This window comes from Streptomyces sp. NBC_00104, from assembly GCF_045160825.1.
In the GTDB taxonomy this organism is placed as follows: Bacteria; Actinomycetota; Actinomycetes; order Streptomycetales; family Streptomycetaceae; genus Streptomyces.
The window spans coordinates 3,527,500-3,548,701 of record NZ_CP108215.1 but is presented as its reverse complement, the minus strand read 5'-3'; the positions used below and the strand labels follow the sequence as shown (position 1 = coordinate 3,548,701).

17 protein-coding genes and 1 pseudogene are annotated in these 21,202 nt (G+C 69.1%); 11 read left to right on the top strand and 7 right to left on the bottom strand.

The genetic code is table 11. The features are described 5' to 3' along the window. Nucleotides 1–229: 229 nt before the first annotated feature. The 3 genes from OG272_RS15440 (at nucleotide 230) to OG272_RS15430 (ending at nucleotide 5,039) form a co-directional block, all read left to right on the top strand. Nucleotides 230–1,588, top strand: a complete 1,359-nt coding sequence (locus tag OG272_RS15440; RefSeq protein ID WP_328223004.1) for a DUF1254 domain-containing protein — start codon at nucleotides 230–232, stop codon at nucleotides 1,586–1,588. 29 nt (nucleotides 1,589–1,617) lie between these two features. Beyond that, nucleotides 1,618–3,273, top strand: a complete 1,656-nt coding sequence (locus OG272_RS15435) for a SulP family inorganic anion transporter (protein ID WP_405893642.1) — start codon at nucleotides 1,618–1,620, stop codon at nucleotides 3,271–3,273. Between the two features lie 230 nt (nucleotides 3,274–3,503). Next, on the top strand, nucleotides 3,504–5,039 hold the full coding sequence (locus OG272_RS15430; protein WP_405893641.1) for a DUF1254 domain-containing protein: 1,536 nt from the start codon (nucleotides 3,504–3,506) through the stop codon (nucleotides 5,037–5,039). A 747-nt stretch (nucleotides 5,040–5,786) separates the two neighbouring features. Here the strand turns inward: OG272_RS15430 and OG272_RS15425 are convergent. Then, nucleotides 5,787–6,068 (bottom strand): annotated as a pseudogene (locus OG272_RS15425) (transposase); the annotation flags it as partial. A 54-nt stretch (nucleotides 6,069–6,122) separates the two neighbouring features. Between OG272_RS15425 and OG272_RS15420 the strand changes: the two are divergent. The 3 genes from OG272_RS15420 to OG272_RS15410 all read left to right on the top strand — a co-directional run bounded on the left by OG272_RS15420 (nucleotide 6,123) and on the right by OG272_RS15410 (nucleotide 9,520). Continuing rightward, nucleotides 6,123–6,800, top strand: coding sequence for a response regulator transcription factor (locus OG272_RS15420; protein ID WP_327729810.1), 678 nt, complete (start codon nucleotides 6,123–6,125; stop codon nucleotides 6,798–6,800). After that, complete coding sequence (locus OG272_RS15415; protein WP_327729811.1) at nucleotides 6,790–8,037, top strand: HAMP domain-containing sensor histidine kinase; 1,248 nt, start codon at nucleotides 6,790–6,792, stop codon at nucleotides 8,035–8,037. Before OG272_RS15420 ends, OG272_RS15415 begins: the two co-directional genes overlap by 11 nt. Nucleotides 8,038–8,167: 130 nt before the next feature. Further along, nucleotides 8,168–9,520, top strand: coding sequence for a hypothetical protein (locus OG272_RS15410; RefSeq protein WP_328223001.1), 1,353 nt, complete (start codon nucleotides 8,168–8,170; stop codon nucleotides 9,518–9,520). A 266-nt stretch (nucleotides 9,521–9,786) separates the two neighbouring features. Here the strand turns inward: OG272_RS15410 and OG272_RS15405 are convergent, their stop codons facing one another. Further along, complete coding sequence (locus tag OG272_RS15405) at nucleotides 9,787–10,482, bottom strand: tectonin domain-containing protein (RefSeq protein ID WP_327729813.1); 696 nt, start codon at nucleotides 10,480–10,482, stop codon at nucleotides 9,787–9,789. 814 nt (nucleotides 10,483–11,296) lie between these two features. Here OG272_RS15405 and OG272_RS15400 point away from each other — a divergent pair. The 5 genes from OG272_RS15400 to OG272_RS15380 all read left to right on the top strand — a co-directional run bounded on the left by OG272_RS15400 (nucleotide 11,297) and on the right by OG272_RS15380 (nucleotide 14,826). Next, entirely contained in the window at nucleotides 11,297–11,731 is a 435-nt protein-coding gene (locus OG272_RS15400) for a hypothetical protein (protein WP_327729814.1), read from the top strand. A 209-nt stretch (nucleotides 11,732–11,940) separates the two neighbouring features. Continuing rightward, nucleotides 11,941–12,519, top strand: coding sequence for a hypothetical protein (locus OG272_RS15395; protein ID WP_327729815.1), 579 nt, complete (start codon nucleotides 11,941–11,943; stop codon nucleotides 12,517–12,519). Between the two features lie 59 nt (nucleotides 12,520–12,578). Further along, nucleotides 12,579–13,160 (top strand): hypothetical protein, encoded by a 582-nt coding sequence (locus OG272_RS15390; RefSeq protein WP_327729816.1) that lies wholly within the window; start codon nucleotides 12,579–12,581, stop codon nucleotides 13,158–13,160. A gap of 1,028 nt (nucleotides 13,161–14,188) precedes the next feature. Next, nucleotides 14,189–14,422, top strand: a complete 234-nt coding sequence (locus tag OG272_RS15385; protein ID WP_327729817.1) for a type II toxin-antitoxin system VapB family antitoxin — start codon at nucleotides 14,189–14,191, stop codon at nucleotides 14,420–14,422. Then, on the top strand, nucleotides 14,419–14,826 hold the full coding sequence (locus tag OG272_RS15380) for a PIN domain nuclease (RefSeq protein WP_327729818.1): 408 nt from the start codon (nucleotides 14,419–14,421) through the stop codon (nucleotides 14,824–14,826). The genes OG272_RS15385 and OG272_RS15380 overlap by 4 nt, the downstream gene beginning before the upstream one ends. 202 nt (nucleotides 14,827–15,028) lie before the next feature. On the opposite strand, the gene OG272_RS15375 is transcribed toward OG272_RS15380, so the two are convergent. The 5 genes from OG272_RS15375 to gabT form a co-directional block, all read right to left on the bottom strand. Then, on the bottom strand, nucleotides 15,029–16,498 hold the full coding sequence (locus OG272_RS15375; RefSeq protein WP_327729819.1) for an APC family permease: 1,470 nt from the start codon (nucleotides 16,496–16,498) through the stop codon (nucleotides 15,029–15,031). A gap of 77 nt (nucleotides 16,499–16,575) precedes the next feature. Beyond that, nucleotides 16,576–17,310 carry an FCD domain-containing protein gene (locus tag OG272_RS15370; RefSeq protein WP_327729820.1) on the bottom strand — a complete coding sequence of 245 codons (735 nt, stop codon included), beginning with the start codon at nucleotides 17,308–17,310 and terminating at the stop codon, nucleotides 16,576–16,578. Nucleotides 17,311–17,999: 689 nt separating this feature from the next. Beyond that, the gene (locus OG272_RS15365; RefSeq protein ID WP_328223000.1) at nucleotides 18,000–18,287 is read right to left on the bottom strand and encodes a hypothetical protein; all 288 of its coding nucleotides are present in this window, start codon (nucleotides 18,285–18,287) and stop codon (nucleotides 18,000–18,002) included. A gap of 25 nt (nucleotides 18,288–18,312) precedes the next feature. Continuing rightward, nucleotides 18,313–18,864: a cupin domain-containing protein gene (locus OG272_RS15360; protein WP_327729821.1), complete on the bottom strand. Its 552-nt coding sequence runs from the start codon at nucleotides 18,862–18,864 to the stop codon at nucleotides 18,313–18,315. 610 nt (nucleotides 18,865–19,474) lie between these two features. Continuing rightward, the gene (gabT, locus tag OG272_RS15355) at nucleotides 19,475–20,806 is read right to left on the bottom strand and encodes a 4-aminobutyrate--2-oxoglutarate transaminase (protein WP_327729822.1); all 1,332 of its coding nucleotides are present in this window, start codon (nucleotides 20,804–20,806) and stop codon (nucleotides 19,475–19,477) included. Nucleotides 20,807–21,202 lie beyond the last annotated feature (396 nt).

The following is a 21,202-nucleotide window of genomic DNA, read 5'->3' as shown; positions in this document are numbered from 1 at the left end:
GCCGCAATCACGTGCTGTTGCCGGGCTGTGGCTGCGGTGATCTACTCGAAGTAGGCCCAACTCGCATGAATCGTCCTGCTTCGTATCCGATGCGGTACGGCGGGTGAGAGTGGCCGTCTCCCACGGAGAGCCAGAGGTGCCTCGTCGGCCCGGCCCCGAGGGCGGCCGTATCGCGTGCCGCTGAGTCACAGACTGAGTCACAGACTGAGTCACAGAGAGGAGCGCGGTGATGGCTTCCGCAGGTTCGAGCCCCGCGCCGCAAGCGGTCGGCGACTGGCGTCGCGAATACGCCTACACACTGGGGGAGCAGGCCTTCGTCTACGGCTTCCCCTACATCTACAATGCCGAGCTGCGCCACGGGTGGGTGACCGAGCCGGCCGACCCGAAGATGAGGATGCACTCCGCCGTCGGCCACTTCTGGCATGCCCGGACGCTCTTCGACGCCTCCGACCGGGAAGGTCTGGCGCCCAACAACGACACCCTCTACTCGTGCGCCTGGGTCGACCTGAGCACGGAGCCCGTCATCCTCTCGCACCCGGAGATGGGCGACCGCTACTTCACCTTCGAACTCGTCGGGATCACCTCGGACAACTACGCCTACGTCGGTCGGCGTGCCACGGGGCCGCACGCCGGCGACTTCGCCCTCGTGGGTCCGGGATGGGAAGGAGAACTCCCTGCGGGAGTGCGTCGTACGGCGACCGCCCCCAGCCCGTGGATCCTGGTGCTCGGCCGCACTTTGGTCGACGGTGAGCACGATCTGCCCGCTGTGCACGCGCTGCAGGACCGGTACCGGCTGACGCCGCTCCACCTGTTCGGAAAGCAGGGCGTCGTCGTGCCGGAGCGCCGTGACGTGCTGGAGCCCGTCGATCAGGAGCAGGATCCGCTCGCGCCGTGGAAGACGCTGAACGCGATGCTGGCCGAGAACCCTCCTCCGGAGCGCCATGAGATCCTGCTCAGGCAGTTCGCGGAGATCGGCGTGGGCGCCGGCCTCGATGTGCAGGAGCAGCCCGAATCCGTCCAGCAGGGACTGATCGCCGCCGCCGCTGCCGGCCTGCCCATGCTGCAGGAGCAACTGCTCAGCGGAGACTGGGCCAAACTGATCAACGGCTGGCGTTACCCGCCGCCGGAGATGGGTCATTTCGGCGACGACTTCGTCAAGCGGGCCGCGGAGCAGGCCCTGTTCGGTGTCGCCGCGAACGATCTCGAGGAGACGGTGTACCTCGTCGCCTTCGACGACGCGGAGGGCGAGAAACTGTCGACGGGCCGTTATGAGATCCGCTTCGGGGCTGGGTCGCTGCCCCCCGTCGACGCTTTCTGGTCCCTGACCGCCTATGACGAGACCAGGAACCTGATCGCCAGCCCGATCGACCGCTACTCCATCGGAGACCGCACCCGCGGACTGGTCACCGAGCCGGACGGCAGCCTGACCCTCCATCTGCAGCCCGACTCACCGGGCTCCGACCGGGAGAACAACTGGTTGCCCACACCGCAAGAGGGCATCTGGTTCGTCGCGCTGCGCATGTACCTCCCACGCCCCGAAGTCATCGACGCGCGCTGGCAGTGCCCGCCGGTCCGCCGCGTCGGCTGACCGGCCGACGCCGCTTCTCCGCCTTGCCGGTGGCCGACTGGGTACGCGGCTACCGGCGGGAGTTGCTGCGCGGTGACCTACTCGCCGGCCTGACGGTGTGGGCGTTGATCGTGCCGGAGTCGGTGGCGTATGCGGAGATCGCCGGAGTCCCTCCGCAGAACGCGTTCTACGCTGCTCCGATCGCTCTCGCGGGCTACGCGTTGCTGGGGGGTTCGCGCTTTCTGATCGTGGGGGCGACGTCGGCCGCGGCCGTGCTGTCGGCGTCCACCGTCAAGGGCGTCAGCAGTGACCCGGGCGCCATCGTCGGGTTGTCAGCGGCGCTGGCGGTGATCGTGGGCGCGGTGCTGGTGGCAGCCGGAGCGGCCCGGCTGGGGTTCCTGACCAACTTTCTGGCGGAGCCCGCCCTGGTCGGCTTCCTCTTCGGCATGGCGTTGACGATCATGGTGCGGCAGACGGGGAAGATCCTCGGTGTCTCCAGCGGGGAGGGGGACTTCTTCCAACGCCTGGCGAAGCTGGTGAGCCAGGCGGGCGACTGGTCGTGGACCACGATCACCGTCGGCGTGGCCGCGGTGGCCTCGCTGCTGCTGCTGGAGCGCCTCCTGCCGCGGCTGCCGGCCTCGCTGATCGTGCTGGCCGCCGGCCTGATCTTCTCCCAGGCCTTCAACCTGCACGCCCACGGCGTGGAGACGGTGGGTAGGATCCCGGCGGCCGTGCCGGTCCCTCACCTGCCCGATATCACGTCCGCCGACTGGGCCGAGCTCGTCGGCGGTTCCCTCGGGGTGGCGCTGGTCGTCTTCGCCGAGTCCTACAGCATCGCCGGCCGCTTCGCCCGCCTCCACGGCGACGAGGTGAAGGCCGACCGTGAGATGGTCGCGGTGGGCGCGGTCAACCTCGCGGTGGGCTTCTTCCGCGGCTTCGTGGTCTCCGGCAGCGCGTCGCGCAGCGCCGCCGCCGAGGGCGCGGGCGGCCGCAGCCCGATGGTCTCCCTGGTCGCGGCAGTGCTGGTGCTGTTCACCGGGGCCTTCCTGACCTCGTTGTTCACCCCACTGCCCGAGGCGGTGCTCGGGGCGATCGTGATCGTGGCCGTGAAGGGCTTCCTGCGTGTCGGGGAAATGCGCCGCTACGCCACGCACGACCGGCCCAGCCTCTGGATCGCTCTGACCGCCCTGATCGGTGTTCTGGTCTTCGATCTGCTGCCCGGGCTGCTGCTCGCGGTATTGATGTCGCTGCTGCTGTTCATCGCCTATTCCAGCACCCCGCGTGTGGCGGCCCTGGGGCTGCTGCCCGGCACGGCCGTGTGGGGCGACCTGCAGGAGCACCCACGAGCCGTGGCCGCACCGGGAATCCTCGTGGCCCGGCCGGACGGGGCGCTCTTCTTCGGCAACGTCAATCGCGTCCGCACGGCCGTGAAGGAGCTGGTAGCGGCATCCGACCGCCCGCCCCGTGCCGTAGTGGTGGACCTGACGGCGAGCTACCGGCTCGGCCTGCCCGTCCTGGACACCCTGGCGGACCTCGCCGCGGACCTCGACCATCAGGGAGTCGAGCTTCATGTGGCTCGGGTCCGGGCCGGCCCCACGCGCTCGCTGTCCCGGCGCCCCCTGCACGCGACCCTCAGCCCGGATCGCCTCCACACAACGGTGACCGACGCCGTGAACGCGCTGAATGACGGATGGGGACCGTCGTGACCTGCGAGCCAGGTTGCCGGGGTAGGGACGCGCTGATGTACTCGAAGAGCAGGTGCGTGTTGGAGCACCCGGCCCGGTAACCCCACCAAGCATGGCGCAGACGCCGCCGCGTGGCGCACCGGGAGGAGCCGGGATACGTCGCCGACGGTCGCCGGTTTCCCCAGTTCGTGTGCTGAGTTCGCGTGGTGGCTGCAGGCTGTGCTGGTCAGTCTCAGGAGAGGAACGCGGTGATGGCATCCTCAGCCGACAGCAACTATTCCAGGCAACGTCTGCGCCACGATCTTGCCGCGGCGGCAGCCGGCATCGGCCAGGCGGCGGCCTCCACCGGAAAGGCCACTGCGGCGGCCGTACGTCACCCGAGGGACACCATCGGCCGCGCCAGGAAGGTGACGCGGGCACTGCCCGTGGCATGGCGATCGGTGAAGCCGACGCTGACCGGCCGGGTGGACGACTGGCGCCGCGAGTACGCGTACACGCTGGGAGAGCAGGCCTTCATCTACGGCTTCCCCTACATGTACAACGCCGAGCTCCGCCACCGTTGGGTGACCCAGAAGCCCGAGACGGAAACGACGCCCTACGCCGCCGTCAACCACTTCTGGCATGCGACCAGGGTCTGGGACGCCTCGGATCGGGAGGGCGTGTCCCCCAACAACGACACGCTGTACTCCTGGGCATGGGTGGACCTGCGCGAGGAGCCCCTCGTCCTCTCGCACCCGGACATGGGCGACCGCTACTTCACCTTCGAACTGGTCGCCTTCACCTCCGACAACTACGACTACGTGGGCATGCGGGCGACCGGATCGGAGGCCGGTGACTTCGCCCTCATCGGCCCGGGCTGGAGCGGGGACCTCCCGGAGGGCGTGCGCCGCACGGCGACCGCCCCCACCCCGTGGGTCCTGGTGGTCGGACGGACCCTCGTTGAGGGCGTGGACGACCTCCCGGCCGTCCACGCGCTGCAGCAGCAGTACCGGTTGACGCCGCTTCACCTGTTCGGTCAGGAGGGCGCCACGCTCCCGGAACGCCGCGACGTACCGGTACCGGTCGACCCCGCCAAGGATCCGCTCGGGCCGTGGAAGACGCTCAACGCGGCGCTGGCCGAGAACCCTCTGCCGAAGCACCACGATGTCCTGCTCCGGCAGTTCGCGGAGATCGGCATCGGCCCGGGGCTGGATGTCGAGGCACAACCGGAGCCGGTCAAGGAGGGTCTGATCCGGGCCGCCGCCACCGCCGTGCCCATGCTCGAACAGCAGATACTCAGCGGGCAGTGGGGCGAGCTGATCAACGGCTGGCGGTACCCTCCCCCGCAGATCGGGCACTTCGGGGACGACTTCCTCAGGCGGGCCGCGGAGCAGTCCCTGGTGGGGATCGCCATCAACGATCCCGAGGAAGCGGTCTATATGGCGGCCTTCACCGACGGCGCCGGTGAGACGCTGGGCACCGGCCGCTACGAGTTGCACTACGAGGCGGGGATGTTGCCTCCGGTCGACGCGTTCTGGTCGCTGACCGCCTACGACGAGGACCGGAACCTGATCCCGAATCCGATCAACAGGTACTCCATCGGAGACCGCACCCGGGGGCTCATCAGGGACGATGACGGGGGCTTGCATCTCTACCTGCAGCCGGACTCACCGGGGTCCGAGCGGGAGTCCAACTGGCTGCCGACGCCGCAGCAGGGCATCTGGTACGTCGCGCTGCGCATGTACCTCCCGCGCCCCGAGGTCGTCGACGCGCGGTGGCACTGCCCGCCGATCAACCGCGTCGGTTGACGGAAGGCAGGCCACATGGCCCTGAAGGCTGCTGAAAGTCTCGGTTCTGGCCCCCGGCTGCGGATTCCGTATCGGGCAGGTCTCTCAGGAGGGCGGCAGGGACCACGGAGGGACCGCAAGGACAGGAACCAACCGACAAGGACTGCCCAAGGCCGACACAGGTGCACACGCCTCACCTGCAAGAACGCCTTTAATCGACACTGATCGGCAAGGGCCGCCAAGATCCCCAAAGGACTCATAATCCGTCGGCCGTGGGTTCGAGTCCCACCCGCCCCACTTCCGAAGGTCTCTGACCTGCGAAAACGCTCTTCTTTGGCTGGCGGAGCGTCAACTTTGCCTGAACGGACTGAATCCGCTGCTCGCGAGTTTGGAATGTCGTGGGTCCCGTGCTTTTCGGACGTTCCTTCACGCCTCTGACCTGCGGCGGAACAGGTAATCAAGCTTGTTGTCGGCCTCTGGGGCTGCTGGCCCGGGGCTCGAAGTCAAGGTCCAGGGACCAGACAGGGACCAAGACGGCGGCGCGATGTCGCTTGTGTGGGATCCAGGCCGGGCCACTTCTCATTCGCTGGCTGTGGGCCGTCGTCTGCAGTGCGTCCGGGCGGGTACCGCGCGCACCGGGTGTAGCGGGTGCTGGTTCGTCTTGGCGCTGCCAGTGGTGGGGCGGCGGGTGGTGCTGATGTTGTGGCGGATCGGGGATCCCGGTATTGAGGGTTCGATGCGCCGGAGGATGGTGGTCGCCTCTGCCGCTCAGTGATCGTGGCGTCGGCGAGCATGCTGGCCTGTCCGGAAACGGCCCGAACAGAAAACGGCCCTGTGTCGGGTCACACAGCGCGTAGTGACTGCAGACGGTCGACCGGAGTGGAGAAGGTCCTTGTTGGCGAGGAGTTCGGTGCCCATGTAGCTCTGGGCCTCGGTCCACTCGTCGTTCTGCTCGGCCAGCACCGCGCGGACGAGGCGGATCAGGGCGGTGCGGTCGGGGCAGATTCCGGCCACGTCCCTGCGTCGGCGGATCTCTTTGTTAAGCCGCTCCCCGCGCGACCTCTTCGGCTTGTCACCGCCGGGTGCTCACGTAGGGTGAGCCGCATGCGGGTGCTGGTCGTCGAGGACGAGGAGCGGTTCGCGGCCGGGCTCAGGGACGGGCTGGAGGCCGAAGGCTTCGCCGTGGACGTCGCGCTCGACGGGGTCGACGGGCTGTGGATGGCGCGTGAGAACGCGTACGACGCGATCGTCCTCGACATCATGCTGCCGCGCCTCAACGGCTACCGGGTCTGCCGGGCGCTGCGCGGTGAGGGTGACTGGACGCCGATCCTCATGCTCACCGCCAAGGAGGGCGAGTGGGACGAGATCGAGGGCCTCGACACCGGCGCCGACGACTACCTCACCAAGCCTGTGTCGTACGCGGTGCTGCTCGCCCGGCTGCGGGTGCTGCTGCGGCGCGAGACGCGCCAGCGGCCCGCCGTGCTTGCGGTGGGCGACCTGCGCCTGGACCCGGCCGCGCGCACGGTCACCCGAGCCGAGCGCCAAGTCGAGGTCACCGCACGGGAGCTGGCCGTACTGGAGTTCTTGATGCGGCGGGCGGGCGAGGCCGTGACCAAGCGGACGATCCTCGACCACGTGTGGGGCGGCGACTTCGAGGGCGATCCGAACATCGTCGAGGTGTACGTGCGGCGGCTGCGCAACAAGGTCGACCGCCCCTTCGGGCGGGAGTCGCTGCGGACGCTGCGGGGGCACGGTTATCGGCTGGTGCCGGATGACGGGTGAGCGGGCCGGCCGTGGGGGCGGGGCGCGGTTGCGGGCCGTTCGGGTGCGGACCACCCTCATAGCCGTACTGGCCGTCGCCCTGGCACTGGTTGCCGGGGGTGCCGCACTGGTGCTGGGGCTGCGGGCCGAGCTGAGCAACGACGTACGGGATGCCGCGCGGTCCCGTGCCCGGGAAGTGGCTCGGGTGATCGAGGCGGGCCGGGGGGTGCCTGCAGTGCGCGTTGCCGACCCGGACGAGGAGTTCCTGCAGGTCGTCGACGCGGAGGGGACCGTCGTCGCGGCGAGCCCGAACGTCGAGGGACTGCCGGCGCTGGCCCGGCTGCGGCCCGGCGGCAGCACCGAGGTCGACACCCCGCTCGACGAGGACCCGTTCCTGGTGGTGGCGGTCGGGGCGCGGGACGGCGAGCGGCGGCTGACCGTCCTGGACGGCCGTACGCCCGCCGGGGTCGCCGAGGCCACGTCGACGGTCACGCGGATGCTGCTCGTCGGCCTGCCGGCGCTGCTGGTCCTGGCGGCCTCCGCGACCTGGATGGCCGTGGGGCGGACGCTGAGGCGGGTCGCACGCGCCGAGGCGGCGCAGCGGCGCTTCGTCTCGGACGCCTCCCACGAACTGCGCTCGCCCGTCGCCACGGTCCGGCAGCACGCCGAGGTGGCCCTCGCCCATCCGGGGCGCGCGGACGCGGGGACGTTGGCCGGGACGGTGCTCGACGAGGCCGTACGCATGCAGCGCCTCGTGGACGACCTGCTGCTGCTCGCCCACGCCGACGAGAACGCGATCCGGCCGCGGCGGCGCCCCGTCGACCTCGACGACCTGGTCTTCGAGGAGGCCCGGCGGTTGCGGCAGCGAGGTGGTCGGCTGCGTGTCGACAGCGGCGGGGTGTCGGCGGGGCGGGTCCTGGGCGACGCGGACGCGCTGCGCCGAGTGGTGCGCAACCTCGGCGAGAACGCGGCCCGCCACGCCCGCTCCCGGGTCGCCCTGGCACTCGGAACCGTCGGCGGAGCCGTACGCCTGGACGTGGACGACGACGGGCCCGGGGTGCCGGAGGGGGAGCGCGGGCGGATCTTCGAACGTTTCGTACGCCTGGACGAGGCCCGCGCCAGGGGAGAGGGTGGAGCGGGGCTGGGCCTGGCGATCGTGGCGGAGCTGGTGGCCGCGCACGGGGGAACAGTGGCGGTGGACACGGCGCCGGTGCTGGGCGGGGCGAGGTTCACGGTGACATTGGTCAGCGTCCCGTAGGGGCGCGGGGCTGCCCCCACCCTGGATCGCTGACAGTGCGATCGCTGACAGTGCGTTCAGGCGTGTTCAGCGTCCGTTCAGTGGGGGCGCGGGACCCTCGGGGCAGGCCACACGCCCAAAGGAGAGCACCATGAACACCCACCGCCGAATCCTGCTGACCGGAGCCTCCGTGACCGCCGCCGCGCTGCTGGCCGGCGCGTGTTCCGCGGACGGGGGCGGGACGGCCGGCCAGACCGAGCCGAGCGCCTGCGTTCACGTCCTCGACGCGAACACGGGCAGGACCGGCTCCTCCTGCCTGTCCACGGCGCCCGCGAAGGACCGGGTCGACCTCACCGAGCCGCGCTTCACCCACCCGACCCGGATCACCAACCCGCTCCACCCCTCCAGCGAGGTCACGCAGACCATCATGGGCGGACAGGTGGACGGCAAACCCTTCCGTACCGAGGTCAGCCTACTGCCCGGCACGAAGACCATCGAGGTGGACGGCAAGCCGGTCGAGGTCCGCATCAGCCAGTACGCCGCCTTCTCCGACGGCCGGATCCACGAGGTCGCCCTCGACTGGTACGCACAGGCCGACGACGGTTCCGTCTGGTATCTCGGCGAGGACGTCTTCAACTACGACAACGGAGTCGTCGCCGACACCGAGGGCACCTGGCAGGCGGGCCGCGACAACGCACCGGCCGCGATGATCATGCCGGCGGACCCGGAGAAGGGTGACGTCTACCGCCCCGAAAACCTTCCGGAGATCGTCTTCGAGGAGGTCACCGTCCAGGCCGTGGACCACACGGTCGACGGACCGTACGGCAAGATCAAAGGCGCGATGACCGTCCGCGAGCTGCACATGGACGGCTCGACCGAGGAGAAGGTGTTCGCGCCGGGGTACGGGGAGTTCTCGACCGGTACGAAGGGCGCCGACTTGGAGGCGGTGTCGCTCGCGGTGCCCACCGACGCGAAGCGCGGCCCGCTGCCGGCCCGACTGACCGCCCTGGACCGTGCGGCCGTTGCCGCCCACGAGTCGCCCGGGGCCACCACCGTCCGCGAGGTCCGCGCCGCCTGGGACGCGTACCGTGCCTCCGACGCCGTACCGGGCCTGCTGGAGAGGCAGGTGGAGCGTGACCTGGTCGCCCTGGAGAAGGCCGAGGACGGTGCGCAGGCGGTGGGTCCCGCCCTGCGGACCGCACAGAACGTGACGGACCTGCGGCTTCGCTACGAGCCCGTGGCGACGGTCGACCGGGACCGACTCGCCCTCTGGACCCGCCAGTTGACGATCGACGCGAAGGCTGGGAACGAGGGCGCCGTGGCGGGCGACGTCACGGGCCTGGAGCTCGTGTGGGAGCGGGTGCGGCACGAGGCCCCTGACGCGGTGTCCGTGGACGCGGACCTGCGGAAGCTCCGCGCGGCGGCCGATGGCAAGGACACAGCTCAGGCGCAGCGCCTCGCGCCCGAACTCGCCGAGGGTATTGCGGGGTTGAAGGGTTTGTAGCTGCTTGCAGGAGAGTGTGCACGAGGTCGGATACCGGTGATGCTGAACGTCACGCCTCGGCAGGCGCCGACGCGCCAGATAGGTGGCCGACGCCCTGGTTGAAGCGACGTAGCAGCAGTACGGCCGTCGTGGCGAGGCCGGTGAGGAGGCCGTGGAGAGCGTGGTCCATGAGGCGGTGCCGCAGGCCGCGCGGTCGAGTGGCAGGAGGACGAAAGGGGCTCGGCCATAATGGCCAGAGCCCCCGTCGTGCTGTGTGACGGATGGCGTCAGGGCTGGTCGCCGGTGTAGCGGTAGATCGCGCCCGCGGAGTCGACGCAGTACACGGTGCCGTCGGCGGCCGCTCCGATGTCGACCGCGCTGCCGGGGATACCGACCCACGGGTTCGCGTCGTGGCCGGTGTACCGGTAGATCTGGTTGGAGCCGTTCACGCCCCAGACGTTGGTCCTGGACCCGGCCGAGATCCGGGTCAGGCCACCTGAGACGTTGACCCAGTCGGTAGAGCCCTGGTCCCCGGTGTAGCGGAAGATGGCGCCCGTGGAGTCGACGCGGTACACGGTGCCGTCGGCGGCGACGCCGATGTCGACCGCGCTGCCGGGGATACCGACCCACGGGTTCGCGTCGTGGCCGGTGTACCGGTAGATCTGGTTGGAGCCGTTCACGCCCCAGACGTTGGTCCTGGACCCGACCGAGATTCGGGTCAGGCCACCCGAGACGTTGACCCAGTTCACGGAACCCTGGTCGCCGGTGTAGCGATAGATGCCACCTGCGGAGTTGACGTGCCACACCGTGCCGTCGGCGGCGACGCCGATGTCGACCGCGCTGCCGGGGATACCGACCCACGGGTTCGCGTCATGGCCGGTGTACCGGTAGATCTGACCGCTGCTGTTCACCCCCCATACGTGCGTCCTGGATCCGACGGAGATCGTCGAGAGCCCACCGGAGATCTTCTTCCAATCAGCCATGCACGTGCCTTTCAGTTCGACGTTGTGCTCGGGTACTTGGTCCGCAACGAGAACACCAAAACAGGCACCCAGAGTGATAAGCCAAGAAAATCATCTTGAAATTGATGTTTGCGGCTCTCCTATGCCATGGCGCAGGGGCCCATGCACGCTCGCGCGAGTTAATCAAGGCCGGAAAATCGGTAACCCACAAGAGAAGCAGCCGGTCACTTGGTTGACACCCATGACCGACCGGAGGGAGGGATTACCTGCTGCCTTCGGTGCCATGACAGTGATGGGAGCTCCGACCGGCGTGGCCTTCACCTGGTGAGCTGGCAGTAGAGACAGGTTCGGCTTCTGCCTGACTGCGCGGGCTGATATCCCGCGCCGGCTTCGTACTTGCCGAGCGGTATCGGTCGGGGCCCCAAAGGAGACGAGGAAACCGCAGCCGTGCGCCGCGGTTGCCCAGCTCGCGGCACGTATGAGCTGAGGAAAGGGCCACCAGGCCTCGCCTCTGACGGCAGGGCTGGCGTCAGTACGGGCGCGGCGTCGTTCACCCCTGCGGGTGACGGGAAAGGCGGCAGCAGGGCCGTATTCCGGCCGTTGTGGAGCGCCATGATGTGGTGAACGTCTGTATGGAGAAGGGTTTCTGCGTGGGGGAGACCCCTTGGCCGAAGGACCGAATGGTCGGATAAACCCGTAAGGCCGAATTGGCCTACAGGACCCTGGGCCGCCTACCGCCACCGAGTGTGCCGCCGCTCTCATAGGGCCGGTGCCGGCGTCAAGAACACCCGGCCCACTCAGTGTGTATCCCGGCGCGGCAAAGGAATTGAATGGCATGACGACTCCAGCGAATTACCGGCAGGGCTCGACGTGGCTCCAGACCAGCCCGGTCGACTTCGAGAACAAACTCACTGACGGCGACCGCGTCGATAAGCGGATCTCCGAGGTCCCGGAACTCAAGATCCCCCACCCCGGGGTGTGGGAGATCTCCTACCACGCCCGCTCGTACACCGGCGGGACCGCAGCGGCGAGTGAACTCGTCCGCACTGCACTGTTCAAGAACGGCCAGCTCATCCCCGGCACCGAAGCAATCACCGGTGGGCACACGATCATGCAGACCACCGCCGGGCAGACGATCCTGGAGAAGTTCGACGTCAACGACGTCATCACGCTCCACGCCTACCGCATCGGGACGAACCCCGTCTCCGTCATCAGCAACGGCGACGGACGTACGGGAGTCATGGCGCACTGGGTGAGCCCCGGGTTCTAGGCCACGCCTTTCGGGCGGCCAAGCCGGACAGGGCGGCAGGAATACGGAGGGGGGTCGGGGGATGGTGCTCGTCATCGAGCTTCGGCGCGGGATCTCGACCTCCCGGCCTGGACGGAAAGCAGGGGCCGCGTGCCGCAGCAGGCCGCTGAGGCTTCTTGCAAGGACCGTCCGGGTCCGAGACAGACGTCGGCGAACAAGGGGAATCCCAGATGGCGAACGAGCTCAAGTACGGCGATCAGATCCACTTGCAGAACGGGTACAACGGCCGGCAGGGCGGCTACCTCGACACCCTCAACCACCACACCTCAGCAGGTCTGAAGCACTACGTCGCCACCGCCGACTCGCCCACCCGCGGCACCGGCACCGGCACATGGGAGATCGTCTCCGCCTCGGGCAAGGCAGTAGGCCAGTCTGTCCTGAGCGGGGACCTGGTCCACCTGCGCAACCTCTACGCCGGCGACGGCGGCTATCTCGACACCGCTGACCACGCCAGCACCGCGCAGAAGGGCGGCGGCGGCAAGTACGCCGTGGCCACGGCGCAGTCCAAGGACCGCACCCCTGGCAGCGGCCGCTGGCGGATCTTCGCGCAGACCTCCACGCCTTTCGACCAGAACGTCCGGGTGGGGGACGTGGTCCATCTGTGGAACACCTACGACGACAACGGCGGCTTCCTGGAGACCAACCAGAACGCCGCGGGAGCCAAGCAGGGCGGCAAGCTCGACGTCTGCACCAACGCCTACTTCAACCGCGGTGGCGACGTCGCCGACTGGAAGATCCACAAGGCGTAGCCCGCTTGCACACTCCCTCTCCCCAGCAGGAGGGACCATCACGATCGAGGGGACAGTTCATGGCAGGCGAGCTCCGGTACGGCGACAAGGTCCACATCCAGAACGGCTACGACAACTGGCAGGGCGGGTATCTCGACGCCAACACGGGCAGCAGCGCGGGCCCCACTTCCGTGTACCAGGTGGCAACGGCCGCGACGAGCAACCGCAGTGCCGGCTCCGGCACGTGGCAGATCAGTTCCGTGTCCGGGAAGCAGCCCGGCGATGCGGTCCTGAGCGGGGACACCATCCACCTGCGCAACCTCTTCGGCGCCGGTAGTTACCTGGACGTCAGCGGCGGCGCTGCGGCCGCCCAGACCCAGGCAGCGATCTACGACGTCTCCACCAACAGCAGCAACGACCGGGTGGGCGCGGGAACCGCAAGCTGGCGGATCCTGGCCAAGACCTCCAACCCCCTGGACCGGGCCGTGCGGGAAAACGACATCGTGCTGCTGTGGAGTCTCTACGACGTCGGCGGCTTCCTGGAGACCAACGGAGGCGGGCCCATGCCGACCGAAGCCTTGATCGACGTGTGCACCAGCGCCTACTGGGACCGGTCGAATGGCAACTGCGGCTTCTGGCGTCTGACCAGGGCACAGGCGTAACCCCCAGCGGGCGATGGCCTCAACCCCCGCGAATGAGGCACATGGGGCCTGAACCGATCGCCGGCATGAGGCCCGGACCAGGCGTCCGGGCCTCATGCCGACAGCGAGGCGCTGCCACCCGGCCCGGTCGAAGTCGCCTGCTGGCACCGGACCAGGCGGTCTGGCTCGCCGTGTAGCAGCCCGGTGGAGGTACGGGGCCAGGCGGCGTCCGCCCGGCCCCGAGCCCGCCCGAGCCCCTTCGTCGTCCGGCGCGCCGCACTGGGCGCTGGAAGGGGAATCCGCTGCGCCAAGGTTCGACCGTGTCGGCTGAGCTGGAGAGACGTCCGGGGTTCCCTATCGGGCAGGCCTTCAAGGAGCGGTAGGGACCACGGAGGGACCGCAAGGACAGGAACCAACCGACAAGGACCGTTCAAGGCCGACATAGGTGCACACGTCTGACCTGCAAAAACGCCTTGAATCGGCACTGATCGACAAGGACCGCCAAGATCCCCAAAGGACTCATAATCCGTCGGCCGTGGGTTCGAGTCCCACCCGCCCCACTTCCGCAGGTCTCTGACCTGCGGAAACGTTCCTCGTGAGGTGTCGGAGCGTCAACTTCGGCTCAGCGGAGAAAATCCGCTGCGCGTGTTGTTGGAACCGCGCGCATGCCGTTCCGCTCGGAAGGATTCCGGCCTCTTTGACCTGCGGCGGAGTGGGCGGTCAAGGTTGTCACCGGCTTCCGTGGCGGCGGCACTTGAGCTCGGAACGAAGGTCGAGGGACCGGACAGGGACCAAGACGGCGCTGCCGTGCCCGCACGGCGGGATCCTGGGGCCGTCGATTTCCCATTCGCCGCCTGCGGGGGCACGGGGCGCCAGCCGCGCCACGGCCTCGAATACCGGGCAGGCGGCGGAGTCGGCGCAGAGGCACGCCCTGCGAACTCCTAACAGAAACGACGGGTTCCGTCGCGCCCAAATCTCTGCGCCAGTGGCGCGCTCCAATGTTGGCGATGTACCTTGATGACATACATTCTGGATGTTGGAGGTGCTCGATGTCCGTCACGCAGATTGATCTCGATGACGAGGCACTCGCCGAGGCCATGCGGCTGATGGGCGCCACGACGAAGAAGGAGACGGTCAACGCGGCTCTGCGGGACTACGTGGCCCGGATCAAGCGGCTCGAGGCTGCCGAGAAGCTGGCCGCGCGCGGTGCGCGTGGCGAGTTCGAGCAGGCCGCGGCGGCGCATGACGCGGGCAAGCGTGCCCGACGCGAGGCCTTCGAGTGATCACGTACCTGCTCGACACCTCCGCCCTGTGGCATCTGTTCCGCACCCCTGGGGCATTGTCGCCCTGGGAGGGGCACATCGCCGCTGGGGTGTTCCACTTCTGCGAGCCGACACGGGCCGAATTTCTCTACTCGGCAACGAGTCCGTCCCACCGGGATGAGCTTGCAGAGGAGCTGGACGCACTCTGCCTGCTCTCTCCGGTTCCGAAGAATGCCTGGCGTTGGGTCGACACCGCCCAGTACAAACTGACCCAGCGGGGCCAGCACCGTGCGGCAGGAGCGATCGACCTGCTGGTGTGTGCGACCGCGGTCCACCACGGGCACACCGTCCTCCACGTCGACAACGACTTCGCGACGGTGGCCGGAGTGCTCAAGGAAGTTCAGCAGCGAGACGTACGAGCCTGATCTCCTGGGGCCGGCCCACGTTGTCGGCCTGTTGGCCTGTCGTTGATCGAACTCAGGTCACTGTCCCATTGGGCGATGATGTGCCGGGGCTCTGGTGGTGCCACGACTGGCTCCACCCAGCCGCGCGACCAGAGAAGCAGCAGGGCTGCCGCGCCGATCAGTCCGTCCTCGTCGAGTCTGCGCTCTTGCCGGTCGCGAGGGCTCAGTCCGCGTCGGCCACGATGGAGCCGACGCGTTCGGCCAAGGTCGGGTCGCGTCGGACCAGGAGGGCCGCGTAGCCGACGGCGGCGAGCAGGGCGGCGACCGCTACGTAGGGGAACCAGTTGTAAGGCGCGGGCTGGCCTGGCTTGGCGAGGTAGTAAAGCGGGACCAGGATGGCCACCGTGCCGAGCGCGGGCAGTACCAGGTGCCGGACCACCCGGAACTCCTGCGGCCGGTACCTGCGGTAGTACAGCGGCAGGGCGATGTTGGACGCGAGGTAGACCAGCAGGATCAGGATGGCGCCGAGGGTCGAGGACTCGGTGAAGAAGACCACCGGGTTCATCGAGCCGCCGGCGGACCCCAGCAGGTGGCCCAGGGCCCAGCCGCCGATGATCAGCAGGGCGATGGCGGTGAAGGTGATGATCGCCTTGTTCGGTGTGCGACGGATGGGGTGCACATAGCCGAAGAAGGAGGGGAGCAGCCCCTCACGTCCGGCGTTGAACACCAGGCGGGCCTGGGAGTTGATGCCGGCGATCAGCACACCGAGGGTCGAGGTCAGTCCGCCGAGGTAGGCGAGGAACGCCAGCACGCCGAGGGTGTGGTGGGCCACCTCGATGAACGGGATCCGGGAGGCGCCGAGTCTGGTCACGTCGTAGCCGAAGCCGGTCACCGTGGCGTAGGCGAAGAGGATGTAACTCACCGTCATGATCGCGACGGAGGAGAACACCGCGCGGCCGACGTTGTGCCGAGGATTCTCCGTCTCCTCGGCGAGGGCCGCCGAGTTCTCCCAGCCGATGAACAGGTACACCGCCAGTGGGAAGCCGGTCGCCAGCCCCTTGAAGCCGTCGTTGATGTGGCTGGGCAGGAACGGGTCGAAGCACAGCTCGCCGCGGTGTTCCACCAGCGCGGCGACCGAGACCACGACCAGCACCAGCATCTCCGCGCCGAAGAAGTAGCCGGCCCACTTGGTGGAGACCACCACCCCGCGCAGCATCAGCGCCACGGCCAGCCCGGTGAGCAGCAGAGTCCAGATGATCCACGGCAGGTCCACGCCGGTGTAGTGGTGCAGGGTGATCTGCACGAACCCGCCGGAGATCGAGATGACGCCGGCCATCGCGATGATGTAGCCCAGCGCCGCCAGCAGCGCCGTGGTCACCGCGCTGACCGGCCCGAAGGTCTTGCCGACGAAGGTGATGAAGCTGCCCGCCGAGGGGTGCGCGCGGGAGAACTCCGCCAGCGTGTTGCCGAGGAGCGCCACCGCGATGCCGGCGGCAAGGATGGTCAGCGGTGACGCCACGCCCGCGGTGGTGGCCAGGAAGGCGAAACCGAAGAAGAAACTCATGGCTGGGCCGACGTTGGCCATCGTGGCGGCGGCGATGTCCGCCATGCCGAGGACGCCGCCGCGCAGTCGCTGCGGCGCGCCGCCGACGGGGCCCGGCGGGGACAGCGGGCCGGCTCCGGGGTTGGGCATGGCGGCAACTCCTCGTGCGGTGTGGCGGCGTGATGGATGCGCGGGTTCTCGACGGCCGGGCCGGCACGGACCGGGCGTCAGCTGTGCCGGGAACGGTGGTGTGCCTTCACCGCCTGCACGGCCGGATCGGTCGCACCCCGCCCGAGTTCGGTGAGCAGTTCGGTGTGGCAGCGGTTCTGCGCCCGTACGACCGCGGGTTCCGGTGCGGGCAGCAGCAGGCACAGCCGGCCGAGCAGATCGGCGGCGAACTCGCGGATTCCGGCGCCGCCGAGCGCCACCGCGAGGTCCAGATGGAATCGGGTCTCCAGCTCGGCCAGGCGTGCCGGGTCGTCTGTCTGTTCCATCTCCTCGACCAGCGCCCGAAGCCCGTCCAGCCGTTCGGCCGGGACCTCTCCCGAACTGTGCGCCACGAGGCCGCATTCGAGCAGGAGCTGGAAGGCATCCAGCGAAGCCGCCTCCTCGGGGTCGTGGGTCAGGGCTACGACGGTGTCCCAGTCCTGCGCGACGAAGGTTCCGCCCGCCCGTCCGCGCCGGCGGTCGAGCAGGCCGTCCTGACACATGCCCTCCAGCGCGCGGCGCACGGTGATCTCGCCGATTCCCAGCTCCTCGGCGAGGACCCCGGCGTCCGGCAGCCGGTCTCCAGGCTGCACGGATCGCAGGCGTACCCGCAGTGCGATCCGTGACCGGACGAGATCGGATCCGCTCTGACCCCCGCCGGGCAGGGCGCGGGCGTGTCCCACACCGGTGACCGACGTCGTCCGGGCCGGGCCTGGCTGGTTGTAAGGCCCGAACTTGCCCGCTGCATTCGCCACGACGCCACCCTAACGGCCCGCTGATCGCGGTCGGGGCCCACGACGGCCGTCGTGCGGTGCGCCGGGCCGGCGCCGAGGGCGAGCTCGCGCTCGGCTCTGTTGGGCCGTGCTGCGGTGGTGCCATGAGTTGAGGCCGCGCTGAGGCCGGTGGTAACGAGGACAGTGTTGTCGACGGGTCTGCCGCTCCAGCTGGCGGACGTAGGCCGGCGCGTTCGATGCCGTGGTCGTCTGGGTCAGCGGCACGCGGGAATGCGGGTCGTGGTGATGGCCGGTGGGAGCCAGGAACTGCCCCAAGAGGAAACGGCCGCGAGCGGTCACTCGGTCCGTCGGCGAGGATGCGGCTGGTCTTGGCGAAGCGGACGTGGGCACCCTGGCGGACGGCGAGGTGGCCGAGGTCCTGGGCGATGTGGGTCTTGCCGACGCCGGGCACCGGGAAGACCCACCTGGCCATTGGGCTCGCAGTGCGGGCCTGCCGGGCCGGACACCGCGCGTCGGGTTCGCCACCGCCCCGGAGTGGGTCGACCGCCTGGCCGCTGTCCACCAGAGCGGGCGCCTCCGCAGAAGCTGGCCAAGTTCGGCCGACAGCTACCCGCACGGGGCGGGCGCGGACTTGATCACCGGGCCGTTGCGCCTCCGGCCGGGCAGTGCCTGTTCGCTGGCTGTGCCCTGGCACGCGGCCGTCGCCCTTACTATGCAGCTCCGATGCGTTTGCCCTGTCGCTCAACTACGTCTGGTGCGGGTTTCGCGGCGGCGGTGGCGAGGAGGAGCGCGGTCAGGAGGAGGACGGCCTCGGTCCAAGGGGCGCGGATCGGCCGGTGCACCGCGGTCCCGAGGGCGCGTGCGATGCGGTCGAGTTCGTCGGCGGTGGTGTCGCGGCCGATGTCGAGGCTGATGGTGCTCGCGGCCTGCCGCAGGGTGCAGGCGGCCGTCAGCACCGGCGACGGCGCGGTGCGGCCGCTGCTGCCCGCGTCGACCACTGCCTGCTCGCGGGTGGACGGGGCGCTACCCCTGCCCGGACCGGAGCACATAGAGGCTCGGCAAGTTGATGACCACGGCCTCCTGCGTGCTGCGGGCGATCACGACGACGGCCTCGTCGTACGGGTCGGGGTTCTCCTCGCGGTGCGGCACGAAGGGCGGGACGAAGACGTAGTCGCCCGGCCCGGTGCGCAACCGCACCTCCTCGGGCGCCGCTCCGTATTCGGCGGGGTCGGCGAGGAAGACGAACTCGGGGTGTCCGCTGACGATGTAGATGGCGGTTTCGGAGTCGCCGTGGTGGTGGTCGGCCGAGGCGGTCGCGGGCGCAACCGTGGTCTGCCCCATCCACATCCGCTCCGAGCCGACCCGGGCACCACTGATTGCGGCGAAGCGACGCATGCCGCCGGTTTGCGCCGTGCCGCCGTCCAGGTCGTCGGCGCGGACGTGGTGCACCCGCTTGCGTGCCTCGGGCAGCGGGCCGCTCGGACCGTCGGCCAGGTCTGGGTGGAAGCCGTCACGGGCGCAGTCCTCCGTCGCGGCGGAGACGGGCGGGGTCGGCAACGAGGGTTGTGAGGTCATGGGAATCGTCCTGGGGATCGGGGGCGGAATCCGTCCTACGTGGCCTGGTGTGGCGCACTTCTACCTGAGCTCAACTTCGACAAAGCGGAATTCGTACCCGTTCACGTTGACGAGGTTGTGCGCGACACCGGCAGACCGCGCGTAGGAAACGCCTGCGTGCATCTCTACATCGCGTTCCCCCGCTGGATCCTCCACACGCACCGTGCCAGTGACCAAGGGAACCACCACGTAGTCGTGTACATGCACGTGATGGCCCGTTTCGGCACCCGGGGCGAAGCACCACTCCGTGACAACGACTCGATCCGTATCAATCTGAACAGTTGACCTTGCTTTCACCCGTACAACCTCCATATTCCATGAATTGCCCGATAGTTCGCATCTGTCGGACATCGCCGGAGCCAAGGACCACCACAAACGCACCCGTCCCGAGACGGTGCGGGTGACTGAGTACGACCTGCACCACCTCGGCCCGACCGAAGCCCTTGCGCTCCCGCTCACCCGGCGGCGTCGAGCAGGAGGTCCGGGGTCATCTGCTGGTCCCCCAAGCCATCCGCGCCCTGACGCACGACACGGCCGAACGGGCTGGACCGGCCTGGAATCACCTTCCCGGTCACAGTCGCGAGAAGGCTTCCTCGATGATGTCGAGGCCCTCGTTGAGCAGATCCTCGCCGATCACCAGTGGCGGCAGGAAGCGCAGCACATTGCCGTACGCGCCGGCGGTGAGGACCACCAGGCCCTCGGCGTGGCAGGCCTTGGCCAGCGCACCGGTGGCGGCTGCGTTGGGGTGCTTGGTGCCGGGCTCGACCAGCTCGATGGCGATCATCGCGCCCCGGCCGCGGACGTCGCCGACGATCTCGTACTTCTCCTGGATCGCGCGCAGCCGGCCCAGCATGATCTCGCCGATCCACCGCGCCTTGGCAGGCAGGTCCAGCTCCTTCATGGTCTCGAACGTACCGAGCGCACCCGCGCACGTCACCGGGTTTCCGCCGTACGTGCCGCCCAGGCCGCCCGCGTGCGCGGCGTCCATGATCTCGGCGCGGCCGGTGACGGCGCCGAGCGGCAGACCGCCCGCGATGCCCTTGGCCATCGTGATCAGGTCCGGGACGATGTCCTCGTCCTCGCACGCGAACCACTGCCCCGTGCGGCAGAAGCCGGTCTGGATCTCGTCCGCGACGAAGACGATGCCGTTCTCCTTCGCGAACTGCGCGATTTTCGGCAGGAAGCCCCTAGCCGGCTCGATGAAGCCGCCCTCGCCCTGGATCGGCTCGATCACGATCGCCGCGACATTGTGCGCGCCGACCTGCTTGCTGATCTGGTCGATCGCCTGCGCCGCGGCCTCCTCCGCGCAGTTCTCGGGGCCGGTCAGCCAGCGGTAGGGGTAAGCCAGCGGGACCCGGTAGACCTCCGGCGCGAAGGGTCCGAAGCCCTCCTTGTACGGCACCTTCTTGGCGGTGAGCGCCATCGTCAGATTCGTACGGCCGTGGAAGCCGTGGTCGAAGACGACGACCGCCTGCCGCTTGGTGTACGCGCGGGCGATCTTCACCGCGTTCTCGACCGCCTCGGCGCCGGAGTTGAACAGCGCCGACTTCTTGGCGTGGTCACCCGGGGTCAGCTCGGCCAGGGCCTCGGCGACCTCCACGTACTCCTCGTACGGCGTCACCGTGAAACAGGTGTGGGTGAAGTCCGCCAGTTGCGCGGACGCGCGGCGCACTACCGCCGCCGCGCTGTTGCCGACCGAGGTCGTGGCGATGCCGGACCCGAAGTCGATCAGAGAGTTGCCGTCCACGTCCTCCAGCACGCCGCCACCGGCGCGCGTGACGAACACCGGCAGGGTCACGCCGACGCCGTTAGCGACCGCCGCCGACTTGCGGGCCAGCAGCTGCTGCGACTTCGGGCCGGGAATGGACGTGACGAGTCGGCGCTCCTGGGCAAGTTCGCTCATGACGGGCGTACTCCTTCTCGGTGCGGTGTTCTCCGTGGATTTCCCGCAGATTAGGCGGAGTTCCGATGGGCCCGCGCACTCCGATACGGCGCGGTGGCGACATCGTCTTCGACGCGGCGGACGGTTCCCTTGAGTGCTGGCGCGTGCGGGTACGAGGGCAACGGGCGAGGGGCTTTGACCAGGCCTGGAAAGTCTCTCGGGTGTCCAAGATCCGGGGGCAGGGCCCCCAAGCTCGCTGGACCGGTCGCTGGAACACCGCGCCGAACGCCTTCGACAGCGACTCTCCACAACACGTCACAACCCCAACCGCCCTGGGTTTCCTGACAGTTGACAGACCTCAGCCATTTCCCAGCGACCGCCTCTTCCGCCAAGCACGAACTCCGCCCGGTTCGCAAG

Coding starts and splice junctions, on each gene's coding strand:
- OG272_RS15385 (WP_327729817.1), top strand. CDS start 14,189: ATGTCCGTCACGCAGATTGATCTCGATGACGAGGCACTCGCCGAGGCC.
- OG272_RS15415 (WP_327729811.1), top strand. CDS start 6,790: ATGACGGGTGAGCGGGCCGGCCGTGGGGGCGGGGCGCGGTTGCGGGCC.
- OG272_RS15400 (WP_327729814.1), top strand. CDS start 11,297: ATGACGACTCCAGCGAATTACCGGCAGGGCTCGACGTGGCTCCAGACC.
- OG272_RS15360 (WP_327729821.1), bottom strand. CDS start 18,864: ATGACCTCACAACCCTCGTTGCCGACCCCGCCCGTCTCCGCCGCGACG.
- OG272_RS15430 (WP_405893641.1), top strand. CDS start 3,504: ATGGCATCCTCAGCCGACAGCAACTATTCCAGGCAACGTCTGCGCCAC.
- OG272_RS15410 (WP_328223001.1), top strand. CDS start 8,168: ATGAACACCCACCGCCGAATCCTGCTGACCGGAGCCTCCGTGACCGCC.
- OG272_RS15390 (WP_327729816.1), top strand. CDS start 12,579: ATGGCAGGCGAGCTCCGGTACGGCGACAAGGTCCACATCCAGAACGGC.
- OG272_RS15405 (WP_327729813.1), bottom strand. CDS start 10,482: ATGGCTGATTGGAAGAAGATCTCCGGTGGGCTCTCGACGATCTCCGTC.
- OG272_RS15440 (WP_328223004.1), top strand. CDS start 230: ATGGCTTCCGCAGGTTCGAGCCCCGCGCCGCAAGCGGTCGGCGACTGG.
- OG272_RS15375 (WP_327729819.1), bottom strand. CDS start 16,498: ATGCCCAACCCCGGAGCCGGCCCGCTGTCCCCGCCGGGCCCCGTCGGC.
- OG272_RS15420 (WP_327729810.1), top strand. CDS start 6,123: ATGCGGGTGCTGGTCGTCGAGGACGAGGAGCGGTTCGCGGCCGGGCTC.
- OG272_RS15395 (WP_327729815.1), top strand. CDS start 11,941: ATGGCGAACGAGCTCAAGTACGGCGATCAGATCCACTTGCAGAACGGG.
- gabT (WP_327729822.1), bottom strand. CDS start 20,806: ATGAGCGAACTTGCCCAGGAGCGCCGACTCGTCACGTCCATTCCCGGC.